General features: G+C 69.4%; 26 protein-coding genes. 21 read left to right on the forward strand and 5 right to left on the reverse strand.

What is annotated here, in order from left to right:
* Positions 1–15 precede the first annotated feature (15 nt).
* Positions 16–648, reverse strand: a complete 633-nt coding sequence (locus tag ACZZZB_RS18110; RefSeq protein WP_463530411.1) for a TetR/AcrR family transcriptional regulator — start codon at positions 646–648, stop codon at positions 16–18.
* An 87-nt stretch (positions 649–735) separates the two neighbouring features.
* On the opposite strand from ACZZZB_RS18110, the gene ACZZZB_RS18115 reads away from it, so the two are divergent.
* The 15 genes from ACZZZB_RS18115 (at position 736) to ACZZZB_RS18185 (ending at position 15316) form a co-directional block, all read left to right on the forward strand.
* The gene (locus ACZZZB_RS18115) at positions 736–2361 is read left to right on the forward strand and encodes a carboxyl transferase domain-containing protein (RefSeq protein WP_463530412.1); all 1626 of its coding nucleotides are present in this window, start codon (positions 736–738) and stop codon (positions 2359–2361) included.
* Between the two features lie 4 nt (positions 2362–2365).
* The gene (locus ACZZZB_RS18120; protein WP_463530413.1) at positions 2366–4477 is read left to right on the forward strand and encodes an acetyl/propionyl/methylcrotonyl-CoA carboxylase subunit alpha; all 2112 of its coding nucleotides are present in this window, start codon (positions 2366–2368) and stop codon (positions 4475–4477) included.
* Entirely contained in the window at positions 4474–5640 is a 1167-nt protein-coding gene (locus ACZZZB_RS18125; protein WP_064294458.1) for an acyl-CoA dehydrogenase family protein, read from the forward strand. The genes ACZZZB_RS18120 and ACZZZB_RS18125 overlap by 4 nt, the downstream gene beginning before the upstream one ends.
* A 7-nt stretch (positions 5641–5647) precedes the next feature.
* Positions 5648–6145, forward strand: coding sequence for a MaoC family dehydratase (locus ACZZZB_RS18130; RefSeq protein WP_137243786.1), 498 nt, complete (start codon positions 5648–5650; stop codon positions 6143–6145).
* Positions 6142–6984, forward strand: a complete 843-nt coding sequence (locus ACZZZB_RS18135) for an HpcH/HpaI aldolase/citrate lyase family protein (protein ID WP_274500903.1) — start codon at positions 6142–6144, stop codon at positions 6982–6984. Before ACZZZB_RS18130 ends, ACZZZB_RS18135 begins: the two co-directional genes overlap by 4 nt.
* A gap of 129 nt (positions 6985–7113) precedes the next feature.
* On the forward strand, positions 7114–7374 hold the full coding sequence (locus ACZZZB_RS18140; protein ID WP_124769527.1) for a hypothetical protein: 261 nt from the start codon (positions 7114–7116) through the stop codon (positions 7372–7374).
* Positions 7375–7405: 31 nt separating this feature from the next.
* Complete coding sequence (locus ACZZZB_RS18145) at positions 7406–7957, forward strand: hypothetical protein (protein WP_463530414.1); 552 nt, start codon at positions 7406–7408, stop codon at positions 7955–7957.
* Between the two features lie 40 nt (positions 7958–7997).
* Entirely contained in the window at positions 7998–9008 is a 1011-nt protein-coding gene (locus ACZZZB_RS18150; protein WP_463530415.1) for a peptidoglycan-binding domain-containing protein, read from the forward strand.
* Positions 8999–9601 carry an ATP-binding cassette domain-containing protein gene (locus tag ACZZZB_RS18155; protein ID WP_426738540.1) on the forward strand — a complete coding sequence of 201 codons (603 nt, stop codon included), beginning with the start codon at positions 8999–9001 and terminating at the stop codon, positions 9599–9601. The genes ACZZZB_RS18150 and ACZZZB_RS18155 overlap by 10 nt, the downstream gene beginning before the upstream one ends.
* Positions 9602–9675: 74 nt before the next feature.
* Positions 9676–10677: a hypothetical protein gene (locus ACZZZB_RS18160; protein ID WP_463530416.1), complete on the forward strand. Its 1002-nt coding sequence runs from the start codon at positions 9676–9678 to the stop codon at positions 10675–10677.
* Positions 10678–10871: 194 nt separating this feature from the next.
* A complete protein-coding gene (locus tag ACZZZB_RS18165) occupies positions 10872–11951 on the forward strand; it encodes an aldo/keto reductase (RefSeq protein ID WP_079002693.1) in 1080 nt (359 codons plus the stop codon).
* 70 nt (positions 11952–12021) lie between these two features.
* A complete protein-coding gene (locus tag ACZZZB_RS18170) occupies positions 12022–13389 on the forward strand; it encodes a M16 family metallopeptidase (RefSeq protein WP_463530417.1) in 1368 nt (455 codons plus the stop codon).
* A complete protein-coding gene (locus tag ACZZZB_RS18175; RefSeq protein WP_071262315.1) occupies positions 13390–13992 on the forward strand; it encodes a histidine phosphatase family protein in 603 nt (200 codons plus the stop codon).
* Between the two features lie 71 nt (positions 13993–14063).
* Positions 14064–14882 carry a 4-hydroxy-tetrahydrodipicolinate reductase gene (dapB, locus tag ACZZZB_RS18180; protein WP_159879073.1) on the forward strand — a complete coding sequence of 273 codons (819 nt, stop codon included), beginning with the start codon at positions 14064–14066 and terminating at the stop codon, positions 14880–14882.
* Between the two features lie 11 nt (positions 14883–14893).
* A complete protein-coding gene (locus ACZZZB_RS18185; protein WP_463530418.1) occupies positions 14894–15316 on the forward strand; it encodes a hypothetical protein in 423 nt (140 codons plus the stop codon).
* A gap of 23 nt (positions 15317–15339) precedes the next feature.
* On the opposite strand, the gene ACZZZB_RS18190 is transcribed toward ACZZZB_RS18185, so the two are convergent.
* The 4 genes from ACZZZB_RS18190 to ACZZZB_RS18205 form a co-directional block, all read right to left on the reverse strand.
* Positions 15340–16230 carry a TIGR01777 family oxidoreductase gene (locus tag ACZZZB_RS18190; protein ID WP_463530419.1) on the reverse strand — a complete coding sequence of 297 codons (891 nt, stop codon included), beginning with the start codon at positions 16228–16230 and terminating at the stop codon, positions 15340–15342.
* Between the two features lie 39 nt (positions 16231–16269).
* Complete coding sequence (locus ACZZZB_RS18195) at positions 16270–16695, reverse strand: OsmC family peroxiredoxin (RefSeq protein ID WP_064294452.1); 426 nt, start codon at positions 16693–16695, stop codon at positions 16270–16272.
* A 128-nt stretch (positions 16696–16823) separates the two neighbouring features.
* Complete coding sequence (locus ACZZZB_RS18200; protein WP_463530420.1) at positions 16824–17324, reverse strand: DUF4395 domain-containing protein; 501 nt, start codon at positions 17322–17324, stop codon at positions 16824–16826.
* Positions 17321–17770 carry a thioredoxin family protein gene (locus ACZZZB_RS18205; protein ID WP_463530421.1) on the reverse strand — a complete coding sequence of 150 codons (450 nt, stop codon included), beginning with the start codon at positions 17768–17770 and terminating at the stop codon, positions 17321–17323. Before ACZZZB_RS18205 ends, ACZZZB_RS18200 begins: the two co-directional genes overlap by 4 nt.
* 93 nt (positions 17771–17863) lie before the next feature.
* Here ACZZZB_RS18205 and dapA point away from each other — a divergent pair, with 93 nt between their 5' ends.
* The 6 genes from dapA (at position 17864) to ACZZZB_RS18235 (ending at position 24160) form a co-directional block, all read left to right on the forward strand.
* Positions 17864–18841 carry a 4-hydroxy-tetrahydrodipicolinate synthase gene (gene dapA, locus ACZZZB_RS18210; RefSeq protein WP_137243236.1) on the forward strand — a complete coding sequence of 326 codons (978 nt, stop codon included), beginning with the start codon at positions 17864–17866 and terminating at the stop codon, positions 18839–18841.
* Positions 18842–18861: 20 nt separating this feature from the next.
* The gene (locus ACZZZB_RS18215) at positions 18862–20538 is read left to right on the forward strand and encodes a ribonuclease J (RefSeq protein ID WP_064294449.1); all 1677 of its coding nucleotides are present in this window, start codon (positions 18862–18864) and stop codon (positions 20536–20538) included.
* A gap of 147 nt (positions 20539–20685) precedes the next feature.
* Positions 20686–21678: an efflux RND transporter periplasmic adaptor subunit gene (locus tag ACZZZB_RS18220; protein WP_124769515.1), complete on the forward strand. Its 993-nt coding sequence runs from the start codon at positions 20686–20688 to the stop codon at positions 21676–21678.
* Complete coding sequence (locus ACZZZB_RS18225) at positions 21675–22379, forward strand: ABC transporter ATP-binding protein (RefSeq protein ID WP_191941351.1); 705 nt, start codon at positions 21675–21677, stop codon at positions 22377–22379. Before ACZZZB_RS18220 ends, ACZZZB_RS18225 begins: the two co-directional genes overlap by 4 nt.
* Complete coding sequence (locus ACZZZB_RS18230; protein WP_138944604.1) at positions 22372–23610, forward strand: ABC transporter permease; 1239 nt, start codon at positions 22372–22374, stop codon at positions 23608–23610. Before ACZZZB_RS18225 ends, ACZZZB_RS18230 begins: the two co-directional genes overlap by 8 nt.
* Before the next feature lie 58 nt (positions 23611–23668).
* Positions 23669–24160, forward strand: a complete 492-nt coding sequence (locus tag ACZZZB_RS18235; protein WP_086473880.1) for a GNAT family N-acetyltransferase — start codon at positions 23669–23671, stop codon at positions 24158–24160.
* Positions 24161–24231 lie beyond the last annotated feature (71 nt).

Genomic DNA, 24231 nt, shown 5'->3' on the forward strand with positions numbered 1-24231 from the left:
ACCGGTCCCGCGTCCTCACTCGGCGAGCAGGGCGGCCAGTGCCATCCGCTCGAGCGTCGAGCGCACCGCCTCGCGGTCGGGTGTCCCGGCCTCGTTCCGGCCGAGGGAGGTGCTGTGGGACGTGGAGTTGATCAGTCCGAAGCCCGCGAGCGCGCGGACCCGCAGGTCCGCCGCTGGGATCGTGGGATGGAGCGTCGTGAGGACGTCCACCCACCGCTCGACGTACCGCCGCTGGAGGGTGCGGACCGCGCGGCGGTCGTCCGGTGCCAGGCTGTCGAGGTCGTGGTCCTGGATGCGGATCACGTCGGGGTCGTCGAGGGCGAAGGCCACGTGGAAGGTGACCAACGAACGCAGTGCCCGACCGCTGTCCGGAGCCTGCTCGACCTCGCGGGTCCCGCCGTCCAGCAGATCCTGACTGACGCCGACGAGGAGTGCTGCGAGGACGGCCTGCTTGCTCGGGAAGTGGCGGTAGACGGCGGGTCCGCTCATGCCGACGGCTGTTCCGAGGTCCTCCATCGACACCCCGGCGAAGCCGCGCTCGGCGAACAGTCCGGCCGCTGACCGCAGGAGGGCGGAGCGACGTGCCGCTTTCGCCTCCGAGCGCCCGAGGTGCGGCGGGTTCGGGGACGGCGTGTCACGACCGGTCATCGGATCTCCTCGGGCTGGACTTTTTCAGTTAATGAACTGTAACCTCTCTTTCAGTGAGTGATGAGTAACTGAATACACTCACGGTCGATGACGACAGGAGCCCGAGTGCCCACCCTCACGAGCGGTGCCGATCCCACCTCAGCCCGATTCCGCGAGCAGGAGGCGGCGCAGCGGGCGCTCGTGACGGTGCTCGAACAGACGATGGCGACCGCGGCCCTGGGCGGACCGGAGGCGTCGCGGGCCCGGCATGTCGCCCGGGGGAAGCTGCTGCCGCGCGATCGGGTCGACCGCCTGCTCGACGAGGGGAGCCCCTTCCTCGAGATCGCGCCCTTGGCCGCGGACGGTATGTACGACGACGCGACTCCCGGCGCCGGGGTCATCGCCGGGATCGGCCTCGTCCACGGACGACACGTGCTCGTCGTGTCGAACGACGCGACCGCGAAGGGCGGCTCGTACTTCCCGATGACGGTGAAGAAGCACCTCCGGGCCCAGGAGATCGCGGCCGCGAACCGCTTGCCCTGCCTGTACCTCGTCGACTCCGGGGGAGCGAACCTCCCGACGCAGGACGAGGTCTTCCCCGATCGCGACCACTTCGGCCGGATCTTCTTCAACCAGGCCAGGATGTCGGCGGCCGGCATCCCGCAACTCGCCGCCGTACTCGGGTCCTGCACCGCCGGAGGTGCGTACGTCCCCGCCATGAGCGACGAGAACGTGATCGTGCGTGGCCAGGGCACGATCTTCCTGGGTGGTCCACCCCTCGTGAAGGCCGCGATCGGCGAGGTCGTGACGCCGGAGCAACTCGGCGGCGGCGGCCTCCACGCCCGGGTGTCGGGGGTCACGGACCACCTCGCCGATGACGACGCGCACGCGCTCGACATCCTCCGGGATGCGGTCGCGACGCTGCCGGCGCCCCACCCGCGCGCGTGGGAGGTGCGTCCCAGCGTGCCGCCGGTCGTCCCGGAGGCAGAGCTGTACGGCGTCGTGCCGGCGGAGCTGCAGACGGCCTACGACGTCCGTGAAGTGATCGCGCGGCTCGTCGACGGCAGTGACTTCTCGGAGTTCAAACGCGAGTACGGCGACACCCTCGTGACCGGGTTTGCGAGGGTGCACGGGCACCCCGTCGGCATCATCGCGAACAACGGCGTGCTCTTCAGCGAGTCGGCCCTGAAGGGCGCTCACTTCATCGAGCTCGCCGACCAGCGCGGCATCCCGTTGCTGTTCCTCCAGAACATCTCGGGCTTCATGGTCGGCAGTGACGCCGAGGCCGGAGGCATCGCCAAGCACGGCGCGAAGATGGTCACCGCGGTCGCGACCACCCGGGTGCCGAAGCTGACGGTCGTGATCGGTGGTTCGTTCGGCGCCGGCAACTACTCCATGTGCGGCCGCGCCTACGATCCCCGGTTCCTCTGGATGTGGCCGGGCGCGCGCATCTCCGTCATGGGGGGACAACAGGCGGCGAGTGTCCTCGCGACCGTCAAGCGCGACCAGCTCGAGGCTCGCGGTGAGGTGTGGACCGCCCAGGCGGAGGATGACTTCCGGGCGCCGATCCTCGCCGACTTCGAGGAGCAGGGCAACCCGTATTACTCGACCGCGCGGCTCTGGGACGACGGCATCATCGATCCCGCCCAGACCCGCACGGTCCTCGGACTCGCGCTCGAGGTGTGCTCCCGCGCGCCCCTGCCAGAACCCGGCTTCGGCCTCTTCAGGATGTGACGGCATGACGATCCAGACACCGAACCGGCCGGGCCACGCATCCGCGCGTCCCCTCCGCTCCGTCCTCGTCGCGAACCGCGGCGAGATCGCCTGTCGCGTGATCCGCACGCTCACAGCGATGGACATCGAGAGCATCGCGGTCTTCAGCGACGCTGACCGCGACGCCCCGCATGTCCGGCTCGCGGACCGCGCCGTCCGTCTGGGACCCGCGCCGGCCTCGGACAGCTATCTCGACGTCGACGCCGTCGTCCGAGCCGCCGTCACGACCGGGGCCGAGGCGGTGCACCCGGGCTACGGCTTCCTGTCCGAACAACCCGCGCTCGCGAGGGCGCTCGCCGCTGCCGGGATCGTCTTCATCGGACCGGACGAGCGCGCCCTGGTCCTCATGGGCGACAAGATCCGGGCGAAGGAGCACGTCGCGGCTCGAGGCGTCCCGATCATCGAGGGCGTCGCCGACGCCTCGCTCGACGACGACGCACTCGTCCGTGCCGGCGTCGCCATCGGCTTCCCGCTCATCGTCAAGCCGGCGGGTGGTGGCGGCGGCAAGGGGATGCAGGTGGTGGAGCGCGCCGAGGAGCTCTCATCGGCCATCGCCTCCGCGCACCGGGTGGCCGAGGCGGCCTTCGGCGACGCCACGCTCCTCCTCGAGCGGTTCGTCACGAGACCCCGGCACATCGAGGTGCAGGTGCTCGCGGACGCCCACGGTGCGGTCGTGCACCTCGGGGAGCGTGAGTGCTCGCTCCAGCGTCGGCACCAGAAGGTGGTGGAGGAGTCCCCGTCGCCGCTCATCGACGACCGGCAGCGGGCGCGACTCGGCGAGGCGGCCTGCACGGTCGCCCGGAGCGTCGGCTACCGAGGGGTGGGGACCGTCGAGTTCCTCGTCGCCGACGACCGACCCGACGAGTTCGCCTTCCTCGAGATGAACACGCGGTTGCAGGTGGAGCATCCGGTCACCGAGCTCGTCACGGGGCTCGACCTCGTGGAGTGGCAGGTGCGCGTCGCCGCCGGGGAACCGCTGACGATGACGCAGGACGACGTCGTCCTGCGTGGTCACGCCGTGGAGGCGCGGCTGTACGCGGAGGACCCGTCGAGCGGCTTCCTGCCCCAGACCGGGGTGCTCGAGCGGGTGCGTCTGCCGCACGGGCCGGGCGTCCGCGTCGACGGCGGCATCGTCACCGGGCAGTTCGTCGGCCCCTGGTACGACCCCATGCTCGCGAAGATCGTGTGCTGGGCCGACGATCGCGAGACCGCGCTCCGGCGACTCGACGCAGCGCTCGCGGCGACGGTGGTCTTCGGTGTCCGCACGAACCTCGGCTTCCTCCGGCGGCTCCTCGCCGACGAGGACGTCGTCGCGGGACGACTGCACACCGGTCTCATCGCCGACCTGCTCGACGACAGCCCGTCCGCCGCGACATCCGAGCGGGTCCTGACCGCAGTGGCGCTCGCCGAAACGGACGACCGACGATTCGAGGCCGCAGCGCGGACCGCCGGACTCGGGACGCCGTGGTCGGATCCGGGTGGGTGGCGCCTCGGCGCGGCAGCACCGACGCGACAGCACCTGCGTCTTGAGGACGGACGCATCGTCCGCATCGAGGTGCGTGGGTCGAGCGACGACGCGAGCGTCTCCGTCGATGACGCGGCACCGACCCGGGCCGCGGTCCTCAGCCGGTCGGACGGCACCCTGCGGTTCGAGCACGACGGTGTCAGCACCCCGTTGGAGACCGTCCGCTTGGGGGACGAACGATGGATCGCGCTCGACGGTGCCATCAGTGTGGTCGAGGTGGTCACGCGTGAGGCGCTCCCAGCCGGCGGGGATCCGACTGCGGCCGGTGTGGTCGATCCGGAGGTGCGGACGCCGATGCCCGGCACCGTCACGGCCGTGCACGTCACGAGCGGCGACGCCGTCACCGCCGGTCAGCCGCTGGTCACCGTCGAAGCGATGAAGATGGAGCACCTCCTCACCGCCACGACCGACGGAACGGTCACCCTCCACGTCGCCACGGGTGGCACGGTCGCCACCCGTCAATCGGTTGCGACGATCGCCGCAGACCCCGTCGCAGCACACCTCAACGCAGCCCCAACCGATGCAGCACCCACGAACGGAGCATCAGCATGAACACCGAGCTCAGCCCCGAGCACCAGCGGATCGTCGACACGGTCAAGGCGTTCGCCGACGAGGTCGTCGCGCCCGCCGCCTATCAGTACGACACGGAACGGCGTCTGCCGTACGACATCATCGCGCAGATGGGGGAGCTGGGACTCTTCGGGCTGCCGTTCCCGAAAGAACTCGGCGGCGGGGGGATGGACTACTTCGCGCTCTGCCTCGCCGTCGAGCAGCTCGGACGCGTCGACCAGAGCATCGGCGTCACCCTCGAGGCCGGCGTCGGCCTCGGAGCCATGCCGATCTACCTGTACGGCACCGACGCCCAGCGCGAGGAATGGATCCCGCAGCTCGCGAGCGGGCAGGCGCTCGCCGCGTTCGGCCTCACCGAGGCGCGTGCCGGCAGTGATGCAGGCGCGACGGAGACCACCGCCGAGCTCGTCGACGGTGAGTGGGTGATCAACGGCACGAAGCAGTTCATCACCAACTCCGGGAGCGAGATCACCCGTCTCGTGACGGTCACGGCCGTCACGGGGGAGCGGGTCCGATCCGACGGCCGGGTGACGAAGGAGTTGTCGTCGATCCTCGTGCCGGTCCCGACGCCGGGCTTCACCGCGCTACCGCCCTACGACAAGGTCGGGTGGCACACCTCCGACACCCACCCGCTGCGGTTCGAGGACGTCCGCGTGCCGGAGGGCAACCTGCTCGGCGAACGCGGGCGCGGGTACGCCAACTTCCTCACGGCGCTCGACGGTGGACGGATCGCCGTGGCCGCGCTCGCCGTCGGAGCGGCCCAGGGGTGCCTCGAGGAGGCGATCCGCTACGCCAAGGAGCGGGTCGTGTTCGGTCGGGCGATCGGTGACAACCAGTGGATCGCCTTCCGGATCGCGAAGATGCAGGCTCGGGTCCACACCGCCAGGCAGGCCTACTACGACGCCGCGTCGCGCATGCTCCGGGGAGCGCCCTACAAGATGGAGGCCTCCATCGCGAAGATGGTCGCCGGGGAGGCCGCGATGGACAACGCCCGTGACGCGACCCAGATCTTCGGCGGCTACGGGTTCCTCAACGAGAACCCGGTGGCGCGGCACTACCGGGACTCGAAGATCCTCGAGATCGGTGAGGGCACCACTGAGGTGCAGCTCATGATCATCGCCCGCGAACTCGGCTTCGCGTCGTGAGCTCATGATGACCGACTCATCCGAGACGTCGTCCGGCCCCGTGATCGAGCAGCGAGGTCTGTACTTCGAGGAGTTCGTGGTGGGTGCGACCTACCGCCATCGCCCCGGGCGCACCCTCACGGAAGCCGACAACGTCCTGTTTTCGACCCTCACGATGAACGGGCAATCACTGCACGTGGATGCCGCGTGGTCTGCGACCGGGCCCTTCGGGGAACGGCTCGTGAACTCGATGCTGACCCTCTCGACGCTCGTGGGGCTGTCGGTCGCGCAGCTCACCGAGCAGACGATCGTCGCGAACCTGGGCTTCACCGACATCGCCTTCCCGAACCCGATGCGCCACGGCGACACGCTGTACGCCGAGACGCTCGTGACGGCGAAACGGTTGTCGTCGTCAAGGCCGGGCGAGGGTGTCGTCACCCTGCTCCACACGGGTCGGAACCAGGACGGCGTCGTCGTCGCGACCGCGACCAGGAGCACGCTCGTCCAGTGCTCGGGTGCATCGTGACCGGCGCCGCGGCGTTCGACCTGGGGCCGGCGATCCTCTTCGTCCCAGCAGACCGTCCGGATCGCTTCGCGAAAGCGGCCGAGCGTGCGGATGCCGTCATCCTCGATCTCGAGGACGCCGTCGATGCGGCGCGCAAGGCGATCGGTCGCGTAGCGATGGTGGAGCATCCGTTGGACCCGCTCCTGACGATCGTGCGGGTGAATCCAGCGGATGGCCCGGACTTCGCGGCCGACGTCGCCGCCGTGGCGACAACGGCTTATCGAACGGTGATGCTCGCGAAGACCGAGAGCGTCGCGCAGCTCGACGACCTGGCCCGCGCCCTGCCGGGGGTCGCGATCGTCGCGCTGTGCGAGACGGCCGCCGGAGTCGTGCGCGCCGAATCGATCGTCGCGCACGACTCGGTCGTCGCCGTGATGTGGGGCGCTGAGGACCTGGTGGCGTCACTCGGCGGCACGAGCAGCAGGCGCGCTGACGGACGCTACCGCGACGTCGTGGGCGCCGCTCGATCGCACGTCCTGCTCGCAGCGGGGGCCGCCGGTGTCGCCGCGATCGATGCCGTCCATCTCGACCTCAATGACCAAGCGTCGCTCGCGGTAGAGGCAGAGGATGCGAGTGCGGTCGGCTTCGTCGCGACGGCGTGCATCCATCCCGCGCAGGTCCCGATCGTCCAGGCCGCTTACCGTCCGGACCCCGAGGCAGTGCGCGCGGCGAGGGAGCTACTGGCGGCTGCCGCCGACCGCATCGGCGCCTTCCGGCATGCCGGGCGCATGGTCGACGAGCCGCTCCTCAGGCACGCACGCGCACTTCTCGCGCGTGCCGGGGAGGTTTCTGGGAGCTGACCCCTACCCCGTCCCCCGAAATGCCGACTGCTCATATCTTATATTTTGGATATGTTGGACCTGGCTCGAAAGCGGGCAGCCGGCGGCCTATCTCAGCAGGCTGCCGTTTCAGGAACAACGGGGGTTGAGATGAAGAAGAAGCTGTTCGGTCTGGTCGCGATGGCGGCTCTGGTCACGGGCGTATCGCTGACTGCTGCGGCTCCAGCGCAGGCTGCCTGCAGGGTCGACAATCTGAGCATGTGGCAGGGGAAGAACGCCACGTGCCTGAATATCGTGCACGTTTCGTTCGGGTCGAGTACACATCTCGGGAATCCCGCTCGCGCCGGGCAGTGGTCCAAACAGCAGCTGTGTTGGGATGGTGCGACGGGTTACTCCTACCGCAATGCGTAGGCTTTGGACCGTCCCCCTATTCGCAGCGCTCATGTTGTTTGCGTCGAACGGGTGCGCCGCAGACTTCGGACCGTCAGACATCGTTGCCGGGAGTGCCGGAGACGTGCCGGAGTTCACGGGACCGTGGGCGTCGGAGTTCGCGGACACATATCGAGCTGGCAGTGACGTTGTCCGAGCGATCCTCGAGGATGGTGCGATCTCCGACGCCGAATGGGCGGAGACCAGCGACGCGTTTATCGGCTGCATGCAGGACAGGGGAGTGAGGGTGACGCTCGACGATGCGTACGGCGCGATCGCGCTCCCAGACATGCCGAAGCCGGACGCCGCTTCGGACGCAGCGCTGGACGCGTGCACGCCGGACTTCTACGCGGTCAGCAGTCTGCGCCGCGATCTTGCCCGCAATCCCGATGCGCGCGATGAAGACGCCATTATCGCGGCATGTCTGGTCGAGGCGGGGCTCGTCGAACCCGGGTACTCCGGCGAGGACCTCGCCTCAGATGCGAAGCAGGAATCGCTCCCATTCGACAACGATGACCCAGTGTTCGGGTCCTGCATCCGCGACCCATTGGGTCTCCTTGAATGACGACCGCGCTCGTCGTCGGCTTCCGCCGTCCGTGTGGCTCATGATCCCCTCGCTGCTCGTGCTGGGAGCACTCCTCGGGGTGACGGTCGTCGGGGTCGCTCATCCCGAGGCTGCGCCGCCGGCGATCGGCGGGGCGGTCCCGGTAGGCGAGGTACCCGTGACCAGTACGAAGTACCTCGACGTACGCAGCGTCACGCTCGCTTTTGAGACCCAGTCGCAGGGTGAGATCGTCACGCCGGTAGGCGGATTCATCACGCGGACGAGCTGCGCAGTCGGCGGCGAGGCGCAGTCCGGTGAATCGGGCATAGCGATCAACGGGCGGTCCCTGGTCTACCTCGCGTCGGGCGCGCCGCTGTGGCGGGACCTCGGACAGGACTCCGTCGGAACCGATGTCAGAGGCCTCCAAACCGAGCTGAATCGACTGGGCTACTCGCTGGATGCCGACGGCGAGTTCGGCCCTCTGACCCTGCGCGCGGCTCGCGACCTCGCGGAGCGCAACGGCGTGGACAGCAGCGACTGGAGCGTCATACCTCGGGAGGCTTTCGTCTGGATCCCCGCACCTGTGACGGGGATCACGAGCTGTCCGACAGTTCTCGGTGCATCCGTCGCGCCGGATGACGCGCTGTTCGTTGCGCCGCCGGTCATCGCCAGTGCACGTGTCGCCGCGCTACCTGACACGCTCGCTCCTGGCCCACGGGTCATCGTCGCGGGCGAAGTCCGGGTTGCGGTGGACGATCAGGGGGCCATCGCGGATCCTGCAGCCCTTCACGAGCTCGGCCGGTCGTCTGAATTCGCAGCGTGGGTTGCAGCGGACGATGGCACGGACTTCATCGTCGACCTTGAGCTCGCATCGCCGGTGACGGTGACCACCGTGCCACCCGCTGCGGTCTTCGGACTAGACGGTTCGATGGGGTGTATCTCCAGTGCCGGTCACACCGTCGTCGTCGAGGTCGTCGGATCAGGTCTCGGTCAGAGCTACGTCGTTGTGCCAGCAGACGCCGAGGTCGTGGTAGTCGACGTTCGGCTCCCTCCCGGTCGACCATGCGGTTGACGGCCGAGGGCCTGTCCCTGCGCTTCCCACAGGGCGACTGGCTGTTTGAAGACCTCTCGTTCCGCTTGGTACCGGGGTGCGTGTACGCGGTGACCGGGCCATCCGGTTCGGGCAAGAGCACGTTGCTCAGTCTGCTCGCAGGCTGGCTGCGCCCGACGAAGGGTGTGATCGTGCGCGAGGACGTCGCGGTGACCAGTTGGGTGTTCCAAAATCCGCACGGAGTTGCGAGACGGACTGTTCTCGACCACGTCGCGCTCCCTTATCTCGCGCGCGGCGCGGATCACGACCATGCTTGGCAGAGCGCGTTCGCCGACCTCGAGACGGTGGGTCTCGCCGCAGTCAGCCTGCGTCAGTTTCGACACCTCTCGGGCGGGGAAGCGCAGCGCCTGATGCTCGCCCGCGCACTTGCGACGCATCCCCACCTGTTGCTAGTGGACGAGCCGACCGCTCAGCTGGACCAGCGCACGGCCGTGTCGGTGAACGAGGCGATCGGGTCGATCGCATCCGACGGGACCATCGTCGTCATCGCGACGCACGATGAGCGCACGCGCGATGCATGCACTGACGAGATCGCACTCGGTGCAGCGCGATGAGGTGGGCATCGACCCTCCGAGAAGCAGCGCTCGACGTGCAGTCCGGCACGACGAAGGCGACGATGCTCGGTTGTGTGTTGTTCGCCATCGTCCTTGTGCTGGGCTTGGCTGAGATCGGCACGATGTCCCAACTCCTGACTGCTGCCGACGTCTACCGACGTGCGGGTGGGGCGACCCTGGTCTACATCGCCCCCCAACAGATCGACGGGCCAGCCTGCGACCGGCTCACGACGATCCCAGGCATCGACGCTGCGGGAGCCATGAGGCCGTCGACTGAGAACGAACGCCTGCTGGCGCTTCCGAGTTCGTCCGTACCGACGTTCGAGGCCAGTCCGGGTTTCTCCGGTTTCGTTGCGCTCGATACGCCGCGCCCCCACCGTGGCGTGCTCGTCTCGGCCGCGCTCGCAGATGCCCTCGAACTCGATGCCAGTGACAAGCTCCCGTTGATGAGCGGCACGGTCGAGGTCGGAGCCGTTTTTACCTCCGCGGAGGACGGCCGCCGGCCTGGCCTCGGATACGCGCTCATTGCTCCGACAGCGGCGATCGGACCGTTCGACGAATGTTGGATCGACACCTGGCCGCAGTCGCAGTCGTCGACCGATGCGCTGCGCACCGTCCTCCTCCCAGGGGCTGGGGCAACGGATGCATCGCCGCCCCGGCTCGCGCAGCTCAACAGCACGCTCGGCGCTCACTTCGACGGCGCCGCGCGGTACGCCGAGCGTCTCTCTCGATTCGCGCCGCTCGTCGGAATCGTCATCGCCGCCGCAATCGGGTTCGTCGCGACCCGAACCCGCCGCATCGAATTGGCATCCGCGCGTCATGCAGGGGTGCCGGTCGGGTCCCAGGTGCTGCAACTCGTCTGCGAAACACTCTGCTGGGCCGTCGGCGCTGCAGTGATGGCGGTGTCCGCCATCCTGCTGCTCCTGGAGATCGCGCCCCAGGAAGGCCTTGGAGTGGTCGCTGGGATCGCGATCCGACCAGCCGTGGTCGCCGTGCCCGCCGTCCTGTGCGGAGTGATCGGCGGGGTGGCGCTCACGAAGGAGGAGCAGCTCTTCCGGTACTTCAAGGAACGGTGATGTCGCCCCGTTGAAGGGCCGCCCCGGGTGGAAAGGGGAATCGTTACGAATCAGTTGCCACCCGGTCGTGATGTCGTCCAGCCGAAGTCGCCGGTCTCCTCTAGCCTGGTGAGCAAGCACCGGCCCGTCGCGCCACGCACGGATCCCGACGGTGCAGCGCGTCACCGGTCGGCGGACCGAGAGAGGGGCAGGGGATGCCACACCTCTGGCGCTCGTCGAGCACCCGTGGCAGTTCTCTGGTCGGCGGAGCAGCGGACGGCGTCGACGACGACGCGAGTCGGCGTCCCGAGCAGCTCGTCCCGCACCCGTCCTTCCCGACGCCCGTCCAGGACCCCGAGCCTTCTGAGGCACCGAGGCGCACGATCGGCGACTCCGAGTTGTCGGTCTTCCCGGTCGTGCTCGGCGGCAGCGTGTTCGGGTGGACCGTCGACCCCGACACGACATCGGACATCCTCGACCGGTTCCACGACTCCGGCGGCAACATGGTGGACACCGCCGACAGCTACGCGGGCGGACGCAGCGAGATCCTCATCGGCAACTGGATGCGGAAGCGCCGCAACCGGGACGACATGGTCGTCGCGACGAAGATCGGCCGGCACCCCGACTACCCGGGTCTCGGCTCGGTGAGCATCATCCGCGCGGTCGAGGCGGCGCTCGAACGGTTGCAGACCGACCACATCGACCTGCTGTCCTTCCACGACGACGACCCGAGCATCCCGTTGGCCGACAGCCTCGGGACGGTCGACTGGTTGATCGAGACCGGCAAGGTCCGCTACCTCGGCACCTCGAACACGACCCCTGAACGGCTGATGGAGGCGCGGATCCTCTCGGCGAGCGGCTTCACCCAGTTCGTCGCGCTCGAGACGCACTACAGCCTCATGCACCGGGAGCCGTACGAGAGCACCCTCGCGCTCGTCGCGACGGCCCAGCACCTCGGTGTCCTGCCCTACTTCGCCCTCGCGAACGGCTTCCTGACGGGCCGCTACCGCACCCGCTCCGACCTCGACCCGAGCACCCGCGGCAGTCGCGCCGCGACCCATCTCCACCGCCGTGGGCTCCGGGTCCTGCACGTCCTCGACGAGATCGCGGAGGAGAACCGCTGCACGGTGGCCTCGGCCGCGCTCGCCTGGGCCATGTCGCGGCCCGGCGTCGTCGCACCCATCGCGAGCGCGTCCCAGCCGGCTCACGTCGACTCGCTCATCGCGGCGGCCGACGTGCGGCTGAGTCGCGGGCAGATCCTCGAGCTCGACCGCGTCTCCGGTCGCTTGCGCTGAGTCGACCGGCGGGCGCCCGCGCACCGACGCTCGCGCGCGACGCCCGGGAACCTGACGTATGGTTGGGGTGATGAACGCCGCCGTCGACTTTCCGCTCACTCGTCCCGAGCTCGCGTTCACCGCATCCGGGGACGCGCTCGTCCGCCGGACGGTCCTGCCCAACGGGCTGCGCATCCTGAGCGAACACATGCCGGGCAGCCGCAGCGCGACGATCGGCTACTGGGTGGCCGTCGGCTCCCGCGACGAACAACCGGCGACCGCCGATCGACCGGCGACCTTCGGCTCGACGCACTTCCTGGAGCACCTCCTGTTCAAGGGCACGCCGTCGCGTTCCGCCCTCGACATCGCGGTCGCCTTCGACGCCGTCGGCGGCGAGCACAACGCGCTCACGGCCAAGGAGCACACCTGCTACTACGCCAAGGTGCGCGATCGCGACCTGCCGATGGCGGTGGACGTCATCACCGACATGCTCACCTCCTCGCTACTCGACCCGGAGGAGTTCGAGAACGAACGCGGCGTCATCCTCGAAGAGCTCGCGATGATGGACGACGATCCAGGGGACGTCGCCAACGAACGGTTCTTCGAGCGCGTGCTCGGCGAGCACCCGCTCGGGCGTCCCATCGGCGGTCACCCGCAGTCGATCATCGAGGTCGGCCGAGACGCCGTCGTGGCGCACTACCGAGCCAACTACCGGGCGAACGACGTCATCGTGACGGCGGCCGGCGCCGTCGATCACGACGCGCTCGTCGCCCAGGTGTCCGAGGCGCTCGTGCGTGCGGGCTGGCCGGCGGACGCGGTCGCCGCACCGGTCGCGCGTCGGACACTCGCTCCTGCTGCCGTCGTCGGCGGATCGCCGCTCTCGGTCGTGCACCGACCCACCGAGCAGGTCCACCTGCAGATCGGCGGAGCGGGCCTCATCGCGGGCGACGAGCGACGATTCGCCATGAGCATGCTCAACTCCATCCTCGGCGGCGGCATGTCCAGCCGCCTGTTCCAGGAGATCCGTGAACGGCGCGGGCTCGCCTACTCGGTGTACTCGTTCGCTGGCAGCTACTCGGACGCCGGCGTCTTCGGCCTCGCTGCCGCCTGCTCCACGGCGAAGGCGGCGACCGTGGCCGAGCTCATGCTCGCCGAGCTGCACCGGCTCGCCGAGCACGGCGTGACGGACGAGGAGTTGTCGCGCGCGCTCGGCCAGCTGAGCGGCGCCTCGGCGCTGGCCCTGGAGGATTCGGACTCGCGCATGAGTCGCCTCGGTCGAGCGGAGCTGACCCTCGGCGAGTTCATCGACCTCGACGAGAGCATCCGTCGCCTGCAGTCCGTCGGTCAGGACGACGTCCAGCAGCTCGCGCAGCACCTCGCCGCGCAGCCCATCACGGTGTCGGCGGTCGGAGCCGTCGACGAGGACACCTTCGCTCCGATCATCGCGGGGGTGCGTTGAATGTCCCATTACCTGTATCTCGTCAGACACGGCGAGCAGCAACACGCTGAGCACGGCTTGCCCGACGGACCACTGTCGGCCCGCGGTCGGCGTCAGGCACAGCTGCTCGCGGAGCGCCTCGGCGGTGTCCCGATGACCGCGGCGTGGCACTCGCCGTTGCAGCGTGCCGCGGAGACCGCCCAGATCATCGCCGAGCGGATGCCGGCCGTCACACCGGAGCCGTCGTCACTGCTCTTCGACTGCGTCCCGAGCGGTCGCACACCGGAGACGCCGTCGGCGTTCGACCCCTTCTTCGGCTCGATCACCGAGGCGGAGATCGAGGCGGGCGAAGCGCAGATGGCCGACGCCGCCGCCGAGTTCCTCTCGCCGAAGCGCGGTGACCATCACGAGCTGCTCATCACGCACAACTTCGTCATCGGGTGGCTCGTCCGCGAAGCGCTCCAGGCGCCCGCATGGCGCTGGGTGAGCATCAACCAGGCCAACGGCGGACTGACGGTGCTGCACCAGCGTGCCGGGCGTCCGTGGAGCCTCATCACCCACAACGACCTCGCGCACCTCCCGATGGAGCTCCGCACGGGTCTTCCCGAGCCGCACATCGTCTAGTCGGCGGCGGGGGAGCAGGTCGGCAGGCCTCCGCCCGAGGACGGCGCGCGGGCAGCACGTAAGCTGAGGGCATGACGACACGAGTGGCGCTGGCCGGCGCGAGCGGCAAGATGGGCCGACTGTTCACCAGCATCATCGGTTCACTCGACGACTTCGAGCTGGTCGCGTCGCTCGGTTCGTCGAGCGAGCTGAGCGAGATGGACGGGGCGGACCTCGTCGTCGACGTCACGGTGCCAGGCGTCAGCCAGCGGATCGTCGACCACGCCGTCGCGCAGGGGATCAACGTGCTCGTCGGGACGAGCGGTTGGTCGGCCGAGCGTATCCAGCGACTCGACCGACGGCTCGCCGAGCTGCCCGAGCAGGGCGTCGTCATCATCCCCAACTTCTCGCTGGGGTCCGTCCTGTCGACGAGTCTCGCGACCGTCGCGGCCCGCTTCTTCGACTCGATCGAGATCATCGAGTCCCACCGCGACACGAAGGTGGACTCGCCCTCCGGGACCGCCGTGCGCACCGCTGAGCTGATGATGGCCGCACGTGGCGACCGTGGGCCGGTCGCCGCCCCGCACACCGACCAGCGGGCGAGGGGACAGCAGGTCTCGAGCATCCCGATCCACAGCCTGCGGCTCCAGGGCGTCGTCGCCCGCCAGGAGGTCGTGTTCGGTGGCGTCGACGAACTCGTCACGATCACGCACGACACGATCTCGCCTGCGTCCTACGAGCGGGGCATCCGGCTCGCCCTCGTGGCCGCCCGCGACGCCCAGGGGGTCACCGTCGGTCTCGACAGTCTGCTCGACCTCGGACTCGATCGCCCAGGGCCGGCGGGTCGGCGGCCCGCCCAGGGGGCGCCCGAGCACGTCTCCGGCCAAGCCGCGGCGGCCAGCGCCCTGTGAAGACCCGCGTCATGGTCGCGATCATCGCGGCCCTGCTCGTCCTCTACATCGTCCTCGTCGGGTACCGTGCCGTCGTCCTCCTCGGCACGGGCGAACCTGTCGGCATCGCCATGGGTGCGGCGCTCGTCGTCCTGCCGATCCTCGGCGTCTGGGCGCTCTGGCGCGAGATCGCCTTCGGGTTGGGCGCCGAGCGCCTCGGCGTCCGCCTCGAGGCCGAGGGCGGCCTTCCGCCCGAGCAGGTCGAGACCCGCGAGAGCGGCCGACCGCTGCGTGATGCCGCAGACGAGCTGTTCCCGAAATACCGTGACGCGGCCGAGGCCGCTCCCGACGACTGGCGATCCTGGTACCGCCTCGGACTCGTCTACGACGGTGCCGGAGACCGCCGCCGCGCACGGCAGGCCATCCGACAGGCGATCCGGCTCTCGCGGAGCTGACCGGAGCGGCGGCGTCCCGTCGTTCAGTCGCGGGCGAGTGCTTCGGCCAACGCCTGCTCGACGGTCGGCGTGCTGAACGTGAAGCCGTCGTCCAGGAGCCGACGAGGTTCGACGCGCTGATCGCTCAGCAGCAGTCCGTCGGCGGCGTCGCCGAGGAGCGCCTTGAGGGCGATCTTCGGGACGCGGAGCAGGTAGGGCCGGTTCATCCGTCTGGCGAGCTCGAACATGAGGTCGTCGGCGCGGGCGGCCTGCGGACCGCACAGGTTCACCGGTCCGGAGAGCGTCGAGGTCAGGAGGTGGGTGATCGCCCGGACCTCGTCCTGCAGCCCGATCCACGGCCAGAACTGGCGGCCCGAACCGAGCGGACCGGCGACCCCGAACCGGGTGAGCGGTGCCAGCGGCTTGAGCACGCCTGCCAGGTCGACCACGATGCCGTTGCGGAGCAGCACGGTGCGGACGGCGTCGGGCGCCGCGAGCGCCGAGTCCTCCCAGGCGACGACGACGTCGGCGAGGAATCCGGCCCCTCTGGAGGAGTCCTCCGTGAGGGTCTCTCCGGGACGGTCGCCGTAGTACCCGACCGCCGAACCACTGAGGAAGGCGGCCGGTGGCTGCTCCGCCCGGTTCATGGCGTCGACGAGTGTCCGGGTGGCGCTGAGTCGTGACCAGAGGATCGTGGACCGGTAGGCCGCCGTCCACGGCAGCTTGCCGAGGGAGGCGCCGGAGAGGTTGACGACCGCGTCGGCGCCGCTCACGACCGCCGGATCCAGCACGCCTGCCAGCGGATCCCACTCCGCTTCTCCGGCACCACGCGCCGGACGTCGTACGAGCCGGACGACGTCATGGCCGTCGGTCTCGAGGGAGCGCCCGAGCGCCGTTCCGATGAGCCCGGAGGCTCCGCCGATCACGATGCGCATGCGCGTCGCCTTCCTGGTCGTGCTGCTGGACGGTGGTGGTTACGCGAGGCTGGCTTCGAGAGTGATCGGGATGCCGGCGAGCGCCTGCGAGACCGGGCAGCCGTCCTTCGCCGCCGTGGCGATGCGCTCGAAGTCGGCCTCGGAGATGCCGGGCACGACCGCGCTGACGAGCAGGTGGCTGCCGGTGATGCCGGTGCCGGGGGTGAAGGAGACCGCCGCGGTCGCCTGGATGCGCTCCGGCGGGAAGCCGGCGCTGGTGAGCTCGTTGGCGAACGCCATCGAGTAGCAGGAGGCGTGCGCAGCCCCGAGCAGTTCCTCCGGGGTCGTCGTCGTGTTGGAGCCCTCGGAGCGTGCCTTCCAGTCGACGGCGAACTCGGCCGCCTCGGAGGTGTCGAGGCTCGTGTGCCCGGATCCCTCGAAGAGCGTGCCGTTCCAGACCGTCGTGGCTTCGCTTGTTACCGCCATGGTGCAACCTCCATCGTCGGGCCGTGCAGGAGCGCATCGGCGCTGGTGTTCGTGGGGTCAGCCTAACCGGATCGACCTGGGTGGTCACCCCGTCGACAAACGGTGTCGTCAGGTGCTGCAGGCCACCGTCACGCCTGTCGTCCGACGACGCGGGCGCGGAGGAGGAGCACATACAGGCGGCAGCCGAGGCAGAACCCGAACGCCGCGTTGAGGAAGGCGGCGACGAACGCTGCACCGGCGGAGACGACGAGGGATCCCGGCACCCCGATGAGGTGCAGCACGAGTCCGATCGCGACCACCACCAGCCCGACGCCTTGCGCGAAGGTCGGTGGTTCGGGTGCCTCGAGTTCGACGGGCGGGCCGAGTCTCGGACGGATGAGGCGCCGGAAGACGACACCGTACGGGTGACGTCGGATCCCGGCGAACGCGCCCCACGCGAACAGAGCCGCGATGACGATGAGGAGGAGGAAGGCCGGTTGGACTGCCCGCGCGGCCAGCGTGTCGGCGAACGGCGCCGTCAGCGCGAGGAAGACGGCGACGAGGAGGAGCACGGCGGTGATGGTCGCACCGAACCGCGGGCTGCGCGGGTCGATGCCGGTCGGCTGTGCTGCTGGCGGGTTCGAGGTCATGCTGGTCTCCCGAGGACGGACTGGAGCTCGCCGGCGAGCACCGCACGGCGTGCGGCCCCGGAGAACCGACCGCGCACGATCCCCGCGCGGTCGAGGAGGAGGACGGTGGGCGTCTGCAGGACGGAGAAACGATCGGCGAGGTCGGGACGGTGGGTCAGGTCGACGTCGAGGACGCCCACACCCGGTTCCCCGTCGGCCAGCTCGTGCAGCAGTCGTCTGGTCCCGGGACACTGTGCACAGAACTCGGTGCTGAACTGCACCAGGGTCGCCGATCGGCCGAGCGGAGCGGTCGTCCCGAGTGCCGCCGACGAGATGCGGTGCCCGTCGGTGCGGTGCGTTGCACGCCCGCTCCGTGCACGCACGACCAGACCCGCCGCCGTCGTGGACAGGACGAGGACGAGGATCAGTGAGACGGCGAGCAGCGGGGACATGGTGTCCGTCAGCATAGGTTCCGGGTGCCGGTCCCTCGGCCAGTGTGACGCGAGGTGACGGCCGTGCGGGTGGTGACCCGGAAGAGGGAAACCCGATAGCCTGAGAGGGTGTCGCGTGCAGAGAACCCCTTCGGTCAAGTCCTCGTCGCCCTGGTGACGCCGTTCACCGCCGACGGCGAGGTCGACTGGAAGGCCGTCGAGCGACACATCGACGACGTCGTGACCGCGGGGGCCGACGGCATCGTCGTCACCGGCACCACGGGTGAGACCTCGACGCTGACGGACCCGGAGAAGGTCAAGCTCGTCGAGGTCGGCAAGGCCGTCGCGGGCGGGCGCGCGAAGATCATCACCGGTGGTGGCTCCAACGAGACGGCCCACGCGATCGAGCTCGCGAAGAAGAGCGAGCAGGCGGGCGCCGACGGCAACATGATCGTCACCCCGTACTACAACAAGCCCACCCAGGCCGGCGTGCTCACCCACTTCCGCATGATCGCCGACTCCACGGATCTGCCGGTCATCCTCTACGACATCCCGGGGCGAACCGGCATCCCCATCACCTACGAGACGATCCTGCGTGCGGCCAAGCACCCGAACATCCTCGCGGTGAAGGACGCCAAGGGCGACCTCAGCGAGGTGAGCCGGGTCATGAACCAGACGGACCTCATGTACTTCGCGGGCGACGACGCCAACGCACTGCCGACGCTCGCCATCGGCGGCACCGGCCTCATCGGCGTCACGGCCAACATCGCGCCGACGCCCTACCGACACATGGTCGACGCGGTGAACTCCGGCGACCTCCCCGCAGCCACCGCAGCGCACCGGCAGCTCGAGCCGCTCGTGCGCGCGGTCATGACCCACGTCCCCGGCACCGTCGCCGCCAAATACATCTTGCACGGCCTCGGCCGGATCCAGAGCCCGCGGGTACGTCTTCCGCTGGTCGGTCCGGAGGAGTGGGAGGCCGCGCAGATCGAGGATGAGATCGACCTGGTGAAGGACATCCCAGGCGTCGACTTCCGCAACTTCCGGCCAGACCGCAACGCCGCCGCCGGTGGCGCGCTGCCCAAGGTCGCCGGTACGACTCGCTAGACAAACCAGAGGGGGGCTACATGCCCAATACCATCATCGATCCGCCAGTCCTCGAGCCGGGGACGCTCCGCGTCATCCCCATCGGAGGACTCGGCGAGATCGGCAGGAACATGACCTGCTTCGAGATCGACGGCAAGATCCTGATCGTCGACTGCGGCGTGCTCTTCCCCGAAGAGCACCAGCCGGGCGTCGACCTGATCCTGCCCGACTTCACCTCCATCAAGGACCGGCTCGACGACATCGTCGGGGTCGTGCTCACGCACGGTCACGAGGACCACATCGGCGCCGTGCCGTACCTCCTGAAGCTCCGCAAGGACATCCCGCTGATCGGTTCCGGCCTGACGCTCGCGCTCATCGAGGCGAAGCTCAAGGAGCACCGCATCGTCCCCTACACCCTGCCGGTGAAGGAGGGCCAGATCGAGGCGCTGGGGCCGTTCGACCTCGAGTTCGTCGCGGTCAACCACTCGATCCCGGACGCGCTTGCGGTGTTCATCGACACCGACGCCGGCACCGTCCTCGTGACCGGTGACTTCAAGATGGACCAGCTGCCGCTCGACGGCCGCCTGACGGACCTCCGCGCCTTCGCCCGCCTCGGTGAAGAAGGCGTCGACCTCTTCCTCGTCGACTCGACGAACGCCGACGTGCCGGGATTCACGCCGCTCGAGCGGTCCATCGGGCCGGTCCTCGACCAGGTCATCGCGAAGTCCGAGCGCCGCGTCATCGTCGCGAGCTTCTCGAGTCACGTGCACCGCGTCCAGCAGGTCCTCGACGCGGCTCACGCCCACGGCCGCCGCGTTGCGTTCCTCGGTCGTTCCATGGTGCGCAACATGGGTATCGCAGCCGACCTCGGGTACCTGAACGTCCCCGAGGGCCTGCTCATCGACTACAAGAAGGCGAAGGATCTCCCCGAGGACAAGATCGTCTACATGTCGACCGGGTCACAGGGCGAGCCGATGGCCGTCCTCAGTCGGATGGCGAACCTCGACCACGCGATCGAGCCGGGCCCGGGCGACACCGTCATCCTCGCCTCGAGCCTCATCCCGGGCAACGAGAACGCGGTCTACCGCGTCATCGACGGCTTGACGAAGCTCGGCGCCACCGTCGTCCACAAGGGCAACGCGAAGGTCCACGTCTCCGGTCACGCGGCCGCCGGTGAGCTGCTCTACTGCTACAACATCCTCCAGCCGAAGAACGTGCTCCCGGTCCACGGCGAGTACCGTCACCTCGTTGCGAACCAGAAGCTCGCGATCGACAGCGGTGTCCCGGCGCAGAACACCTTCATCGGCGAGGACGGCATCGTCATCGACCTGAAGGACGGCGTCGCGAAGGTCGTCGGCCAGCTCGACGTCGGGCTCGTCTACGTCGACGGCTCGACCGTCGGCGAGATCACCGACGCCGACCTCAAGGACCGTCGCATCCTGGCGGAGGAGGGCTTCATCTCGGTCATCGTCGTCGTCGACTCGAAGACCGGACACATCATCTCCGGCCCCGAGGTGCACGCGAAGGGCTTCGCCGAGGACGACAAGGTCTTCGCCGACATCAAGCCGAAGGTCGCCAAGGCACTCGCCGAGGCGGCGGAGAACGGCGTCCGAGACACGCACGCGCTGTCGCAGGTGATCCGTCGGACCGTCGGCCGCTGGGTCAACACGTCCTTCCGCCGCCGCCCGATGATCGTCCCGCTCGTCATCGAGGCCTGATCACCGGTCGGGTCCGCTCGGTCCCACCCGCCAGGAGGCGGTCGAACATCATTCGCGAGGGTGATGTCCGGCCGCCTTCCGCGTTGCTACCTTGGAATCCCCTATGGCCGCTCGTCACTCCGACTGCGGTGGATTCCGGAGGTCGGCGTGGGCATTGTCCGCACCTGGGTGTTCCCCATTCTGAAACTGCTCGTCTTCGCCGCGATCGCGGTGGCGCTCGTGAAGGTCGCGTTCTTCCCGGACGCACCACAGGAGGAGGGGCCGACGCAGCCGACGGGGAGCCTCGTGGAACCACAGGTCCAGGCCGCGCTCGGCACCGTGGTCAACACCGTCTCGGTGGAGGGCCAGGTCGTCGCCGACCCGGCCAGCACGGCGAAGTCGACCGTCGCCGGCACCGTCGACGAGGTGTTCGCCGCCAAGGGGGCCGTCCTCGCGGAGGGTGATCCCATCCTCGACGTCAAGACGATCGACGAGGAGGGCAAAGAGCGGTACGTGCAGGTGACCGCGCCGGTCGCGGGCACCCTCGGCAACGTCAAGCTCATCCACGGGCAGTCGGTGCAGATCGGCGACGCGGTGGCGCAGGTGTCGCCGGCCACGTTCTCCATCACCGGGGCGTTGAGCGCCGACAAGCAGTACCGTCTGCTCACCATCCCCGGCGAGGCGACGGTCACCATCAACGGCGGCCCGGCCCCGTTCGTCTGTCCGGCGGTGCGCGTCACGACGCCGTCGAGTGGTGGCGACGAGGAGGAGCCGACGACGGGCGGTGGATCCGGGCAGACACCCGGTGCCGGCGGAACCGCCGTCACCTGCGCGGTGCCCGGTGACGTCCGGGTCTTCGCCGGACTCGCCGCGACGATCGAACTCGCGGGCGGCGTCGCCGAGAACGTCCTCGTGCTCCCGACGACCGCGGTCAAGGGTTCTGCCGGGACCGGGACCGTCTGGGTCGTCGGCGCCGACGGTGCGCAGGAGGAACGGCCGGTCACGCTGGGACTGAACGACGGGCAGCAGGTGCAGATCGTCGACGGTGTCGCCGAAGGCGACTCGGTGCTCCAGTTCGTCCCTGGAGCCGTCGCACCCGCGCCCGAAGGCTGCACCACGCTTCCGGACGGCAGTATGGCTTGCGACGGGTCGGTCGGGTGACGCTCCTCGAACTCCGCGGGATCACCAGGGTCGTCCAGATCCCCGATGCGCCGCCGCTGACGATCCTCGACGGCGTCGACCTCGAGGTGCACGAGGGCGATCGCGTCTCCATCGTCGGTCGGTCGGGTTCGGGCAAGTCGACGCTCCTGAACCTGCTCGGCCTGCTCGACAAGCCGACCTCCGGATCGCTCGTCTTCGACGGCCGGCCGGCGGAGCGTCTCGGGTCCGGTGCGCGCGACCGCCTGCGCGGAGCCCAGATCGGCTTCGTCTTCCAGCAGTTCAACCTCCTGCCGGGCCGGACCGCGCTCGAGAACGTCACGACGCCGCTCCTCTACGCGAGCGGACGCTCGTTCTGGCGTCGCCGCGAGATCGCCGCCGCGATGCTCGAACGCGTCGGACTCGGCGACCGCCTCGACGCGATGCCGACGAAACTGTCCGGCGGCGAGCAGCAGCGCGTCGCCATCGCACGGTCGCTTGTCCGCGGGCCACGGCTCATCCTCGCGGACGAGCCGACCGGCGCTCTCGACGTCGAGACCGGCACCTCCGTCATGTCCCTGCTCGACGAGGTGGCGAGCTCCACGGGCGCCGCCCTCGTGACGATCACCCACGACCGGGCGATCGCCCGACTCGCGACGACCCACCACCGTCTCGACCACGGCGTGCTCACCCCCGATCACGAACTGGAGGCCGCGGATGTCTAGGATCCTGACCTCGATCGTCGGAGCGGTCGTCGAGGCCGCCCAGGAGCTGCGGATCCATCGTGGCCGGGTCATCCTGTCGCTCATCGGCGTCGGCGTCGCGGTGTGCGCCCTCACGAGCATGGTCGGCATGTCGTCGCTCGCGGCGCAGGCCCAGACCGAGTCGCAGGAACGCTACGGTGGCCGACCCGCCACGCTCATGGCATCGGCCTACGGCACCGGAACGGAGCAACCCGACCCGGAGACCTACATCACGGCGGTGCACGACCTCGCCGAGCGGTACGGCATCGGGTACGTCTCGCAATCCGGCAGCACCCAGCTCAACGTGCAGTTCGCCGATGGGACGGTTGCGGTACCGGCGACCGTCGTCGATGTCCCGTACGGCGAGATGCACCGCATCAGACTCGACGAGGGCACCTGGTTCCAGGAGGACGACGGCGACCGCCTCGCACCCGCGATCGTCGTGAACCCGGCGTTCTGGCAGCGCCTCGGGTCGCCGCCCATCGAGGCGCACCCGACGGTCACGGTCCACGGTGAACACCCGGTCACGGCCGTGATCGTCGGGGTGTACGCGAGCAACGAGTGGGACACCGAACCGCAGCTGTCGATCCTGCCCGCGGGGACGGCGCTCATCGGTCCGGTGGCCGGCGCCGAGGAGGGCATGGGCCAGCCCGGTCAGCTGCCGCAGTTCGAGTTCTGGGTCCCGAACGCGGACGCCGAAGCCTTCACCCAGCGGATCCAGTCCGACCTGCGTGCCGAACTCGGTGACGCGTACAGCGTCGACGTGTTCCGCAACGATTTCGGCCAGACGGGGGAGGACCCGCTCCTGTCGTTGAAGCTCGTGGTCGGTGCCGTCGCCGGACTCATCCTCCTGCTCGGGGCCCTCGGGCTGATCAACCTCTCGCTCGTCACCGTCCGCCAGCGGATCCGCGAGATCGGGATCCGACGCAGTTTCGGGGCGACCGCGCCGCGGGTGTTCTTCGCCGTGATGATGGAGAGTGTCGTCGCCACCTTCGTCGCCGGGGTCATCGGTGTCATGCTCGCCGTCGCCGTCGTGAAGAGTCCGATCGTCGAGCAGTTCATCGGTCAGGGGCTCGTGACGGACTTCCCGCCGTTCCCCATCGAGGCGGCGGTCCTCGGGCTGGTCAGCGCCACGGCCGTCGGGGCGATCGCCGGGCTCCTCCCGGCGCTCGTCGCCGTCCGCGTGAAGGTGATCGACGCCATCCGGTACTGAGCGCCAGCGACCCCTCACGCGTCATCTGCTCGAAACACCGTTGGCGTACCATCCGTCCATGGCGGTCTACTCGATCCGCGAAGCCGCGGTGGCTGATGTGCGCGTCCTCACCGACATGATGGTCGAGGCGGCGAACTGGAACGCCGTCGCGCCGCGTCCCCGGTCCGCCGTCCTCGCCGATGCGCAGCACACCCGGTATGTGCACGGCTGGCGTCGACCCGGCGACGCCGGGGTCGTCGCCGTCGGGCAGGACGGAGCGCCCGTCGGCGCGTGCTGGTATCGACTCTTCCCGTCCGATGCACCCGGCTTCGGCTATGTGGCGGGCGGGGTCCCCGAACTCATCCTCGGGGTCAGCCCGATCCACCGCGCCCAGGGCGTCGGACGGCAGTTGCTCCGTTCGACCGTGCAGCTCGCCAGAGCAGCCGGGTACCAGCGCATCAGCCTGAGCGTGGAGCGGGCGAACCACGCCGTCTCGCTGTACCGCACCGAGGGGTTCGCGACCGTGGACCGGCGGGGGACCCGCGACACGATGGTCCTGAATCTGCGCTGACCGCCCGGCGGATCGCGGATCGTGGACACCCCGCCAGCTTGCCGGGCTGCGTCGGTGGCGACGAGTACCGT

This window comes from Plantibacter sp. AC185 (assembly GCF_979258065.1).

Excerpts from the sequence above, each read along its gene's own strand:
- ACZZZB_RS18165 (WP_079002693.1), top strand. The coding sequence starts at position 10,872 with ATGCCACACCTCTGGCGCTCGTCGAGCACCCGTGGCAGTTCTCTGGTC.
- ACZZZB_RS18130 (WP_137243786.1), top strand. The coding sequence starts at position 5,648 with ATGACCGACTCATCCGAGACGTCGTCCGGCCCCGTGATCGAGCAGCGA.
- ACZZZB_RS18125 (WP_064294458.1), top strand. The coding sequence starts at position 4,474 with ATGAACACCGAGCTCAGCCCCGAGCACCAGCGGATCGTCGACACGGTC.
- dapB (WP_159879073.1), top strand. The coding sequence starts at position 14,064 with ATGACGACACGAGTGGCGCTGGCCGGCGCGAGCGGCAAGATGGGCCGA.
- ACZZZB_RS18120 (WP_463530413.1), top strand. The coding sequence starts at position 2,366 with ATGACGATCCAGACACCGAACCGGCCGGGCCACGCATCCGCGCGTCCC.
- ACZZZB_RS18170 (WP_463530417.1), top strand. The coding sequence starts at position 12,022 with ATGAACGCCGCCGTCGACTTTCCGCTCACTCGTCCCGAGCTCGCGTTC.
- ACZZZB_RS18195 (WP_064294452.1), bottom strand. The coding sequence starts at position 16,695 with ATGGCGGTAACAAGCGAAGCCACGACGGTCTGGAACGGCACGCTCTTC.
- ACZZZB_RS18235 (WP_086473880.1), top strand. The coding sequence starts at position 23,669 with ATGGCGGTCTACTCGATCCGCGAAGCCGCGGTGGCTGATGTGCGCGTC.
- ACZZZB_RS18190 (WP_463530419.1), bottom strand. The coding sequence starts at position 16,230 with ATGCGCATCGTGATCGGCGGAGCCTCCGGGCTCATCGGAACGGCGCTC.
- ACZZZB_RS18115 (WP_463530412.1), top strand. The coding sequence starts at position 736 with ATGACGACAGGAGCCCGAGTGCCCACCCTCACGAGCGGTGCCGATCCC.
- ACZZZB_RS18215 (WP_064294449.1), top strand. The coding sequence starts at position 18,862 with ATGCCCAATACCATCATCGATCCGCCAGTCCTCGAGCCGGGGACGCTC.
- ACZZZB_RS18155 (WP_426738540.1), top strand. The coding sequence starts at position 8,999 with ATGCGGTTGACGGCCGAGGGCCTGTCCCTGCGCTTCCCACAGGGCGAC.
- ACZZZB_RS18230 (WP_138944604.1), top strand. The coding sequence starts at position 22,372 with ATGTCTAGGATCCTGACCTCGATCGTCGGAGCGGTCGTCGAGGCCGCC.
- ACZZZB_RS18200 (WP_463530420.1), bottom strand. The coding sequence starts at position 17,324 with ATGACCTCGAACCCGCCAGCAGCACAGCCGACCGGCATCGACCCGCGC.
- ACZZZB_RS18205 (WP_463530421.1), bottom strand. The coding sequence starts at position 17,770 with ATGCTGACGGACACCATGTCCCCGCTGCTCGCCGTCTCACTGATCCTC.
- ACZZZB_RS18175 (WP_071262315.1), top strand. The coding sequence starts at position 13,390 with ATGTCCCATTACCTGTATCTCGTCAGACACGGCGAGCAGCAACACGCT.
- ACZZZB_RS18140 (WP_124769527.1), top strand. The coding sequence starts at position 7,114 with ATGAAGAAGAAGCTGTTCGGTCTGGTCGCGATGGCGGCTCTGGTCACG.
- ACZZZB_RS18110 (WP_463530411.1), bottom strand. The coding sequence starts at position 648 with ATGACCGGTCGTGACACGCCGTCCCCGAACCCGCCGCACCTCGGGCGC.
- ACZZZB_RS18145 (WP_463530414.1), top strand. The coding sequence starts at position 7,406 with ATGTTGTTTGCGTCGAACGGGTGCGCCGCAGACTTCGGACCGTCAGAC.
- ACZZZB_RS18185 (WP_463530418.1), top strand. The coding sequence starts at position 14,894 with ATGGTCGCGATCATCGCGGCCCTGCTCGTCCTCTACATCGTCCTCGTC.
- ACZZZB_RS18150 (WP_463530415.1), top strand. The coding sequence starts at position 7,998 with ATGATCCCCTCGCTGCTCGTGCTGGGAGCACTCCTCGGGGTGACGGTC.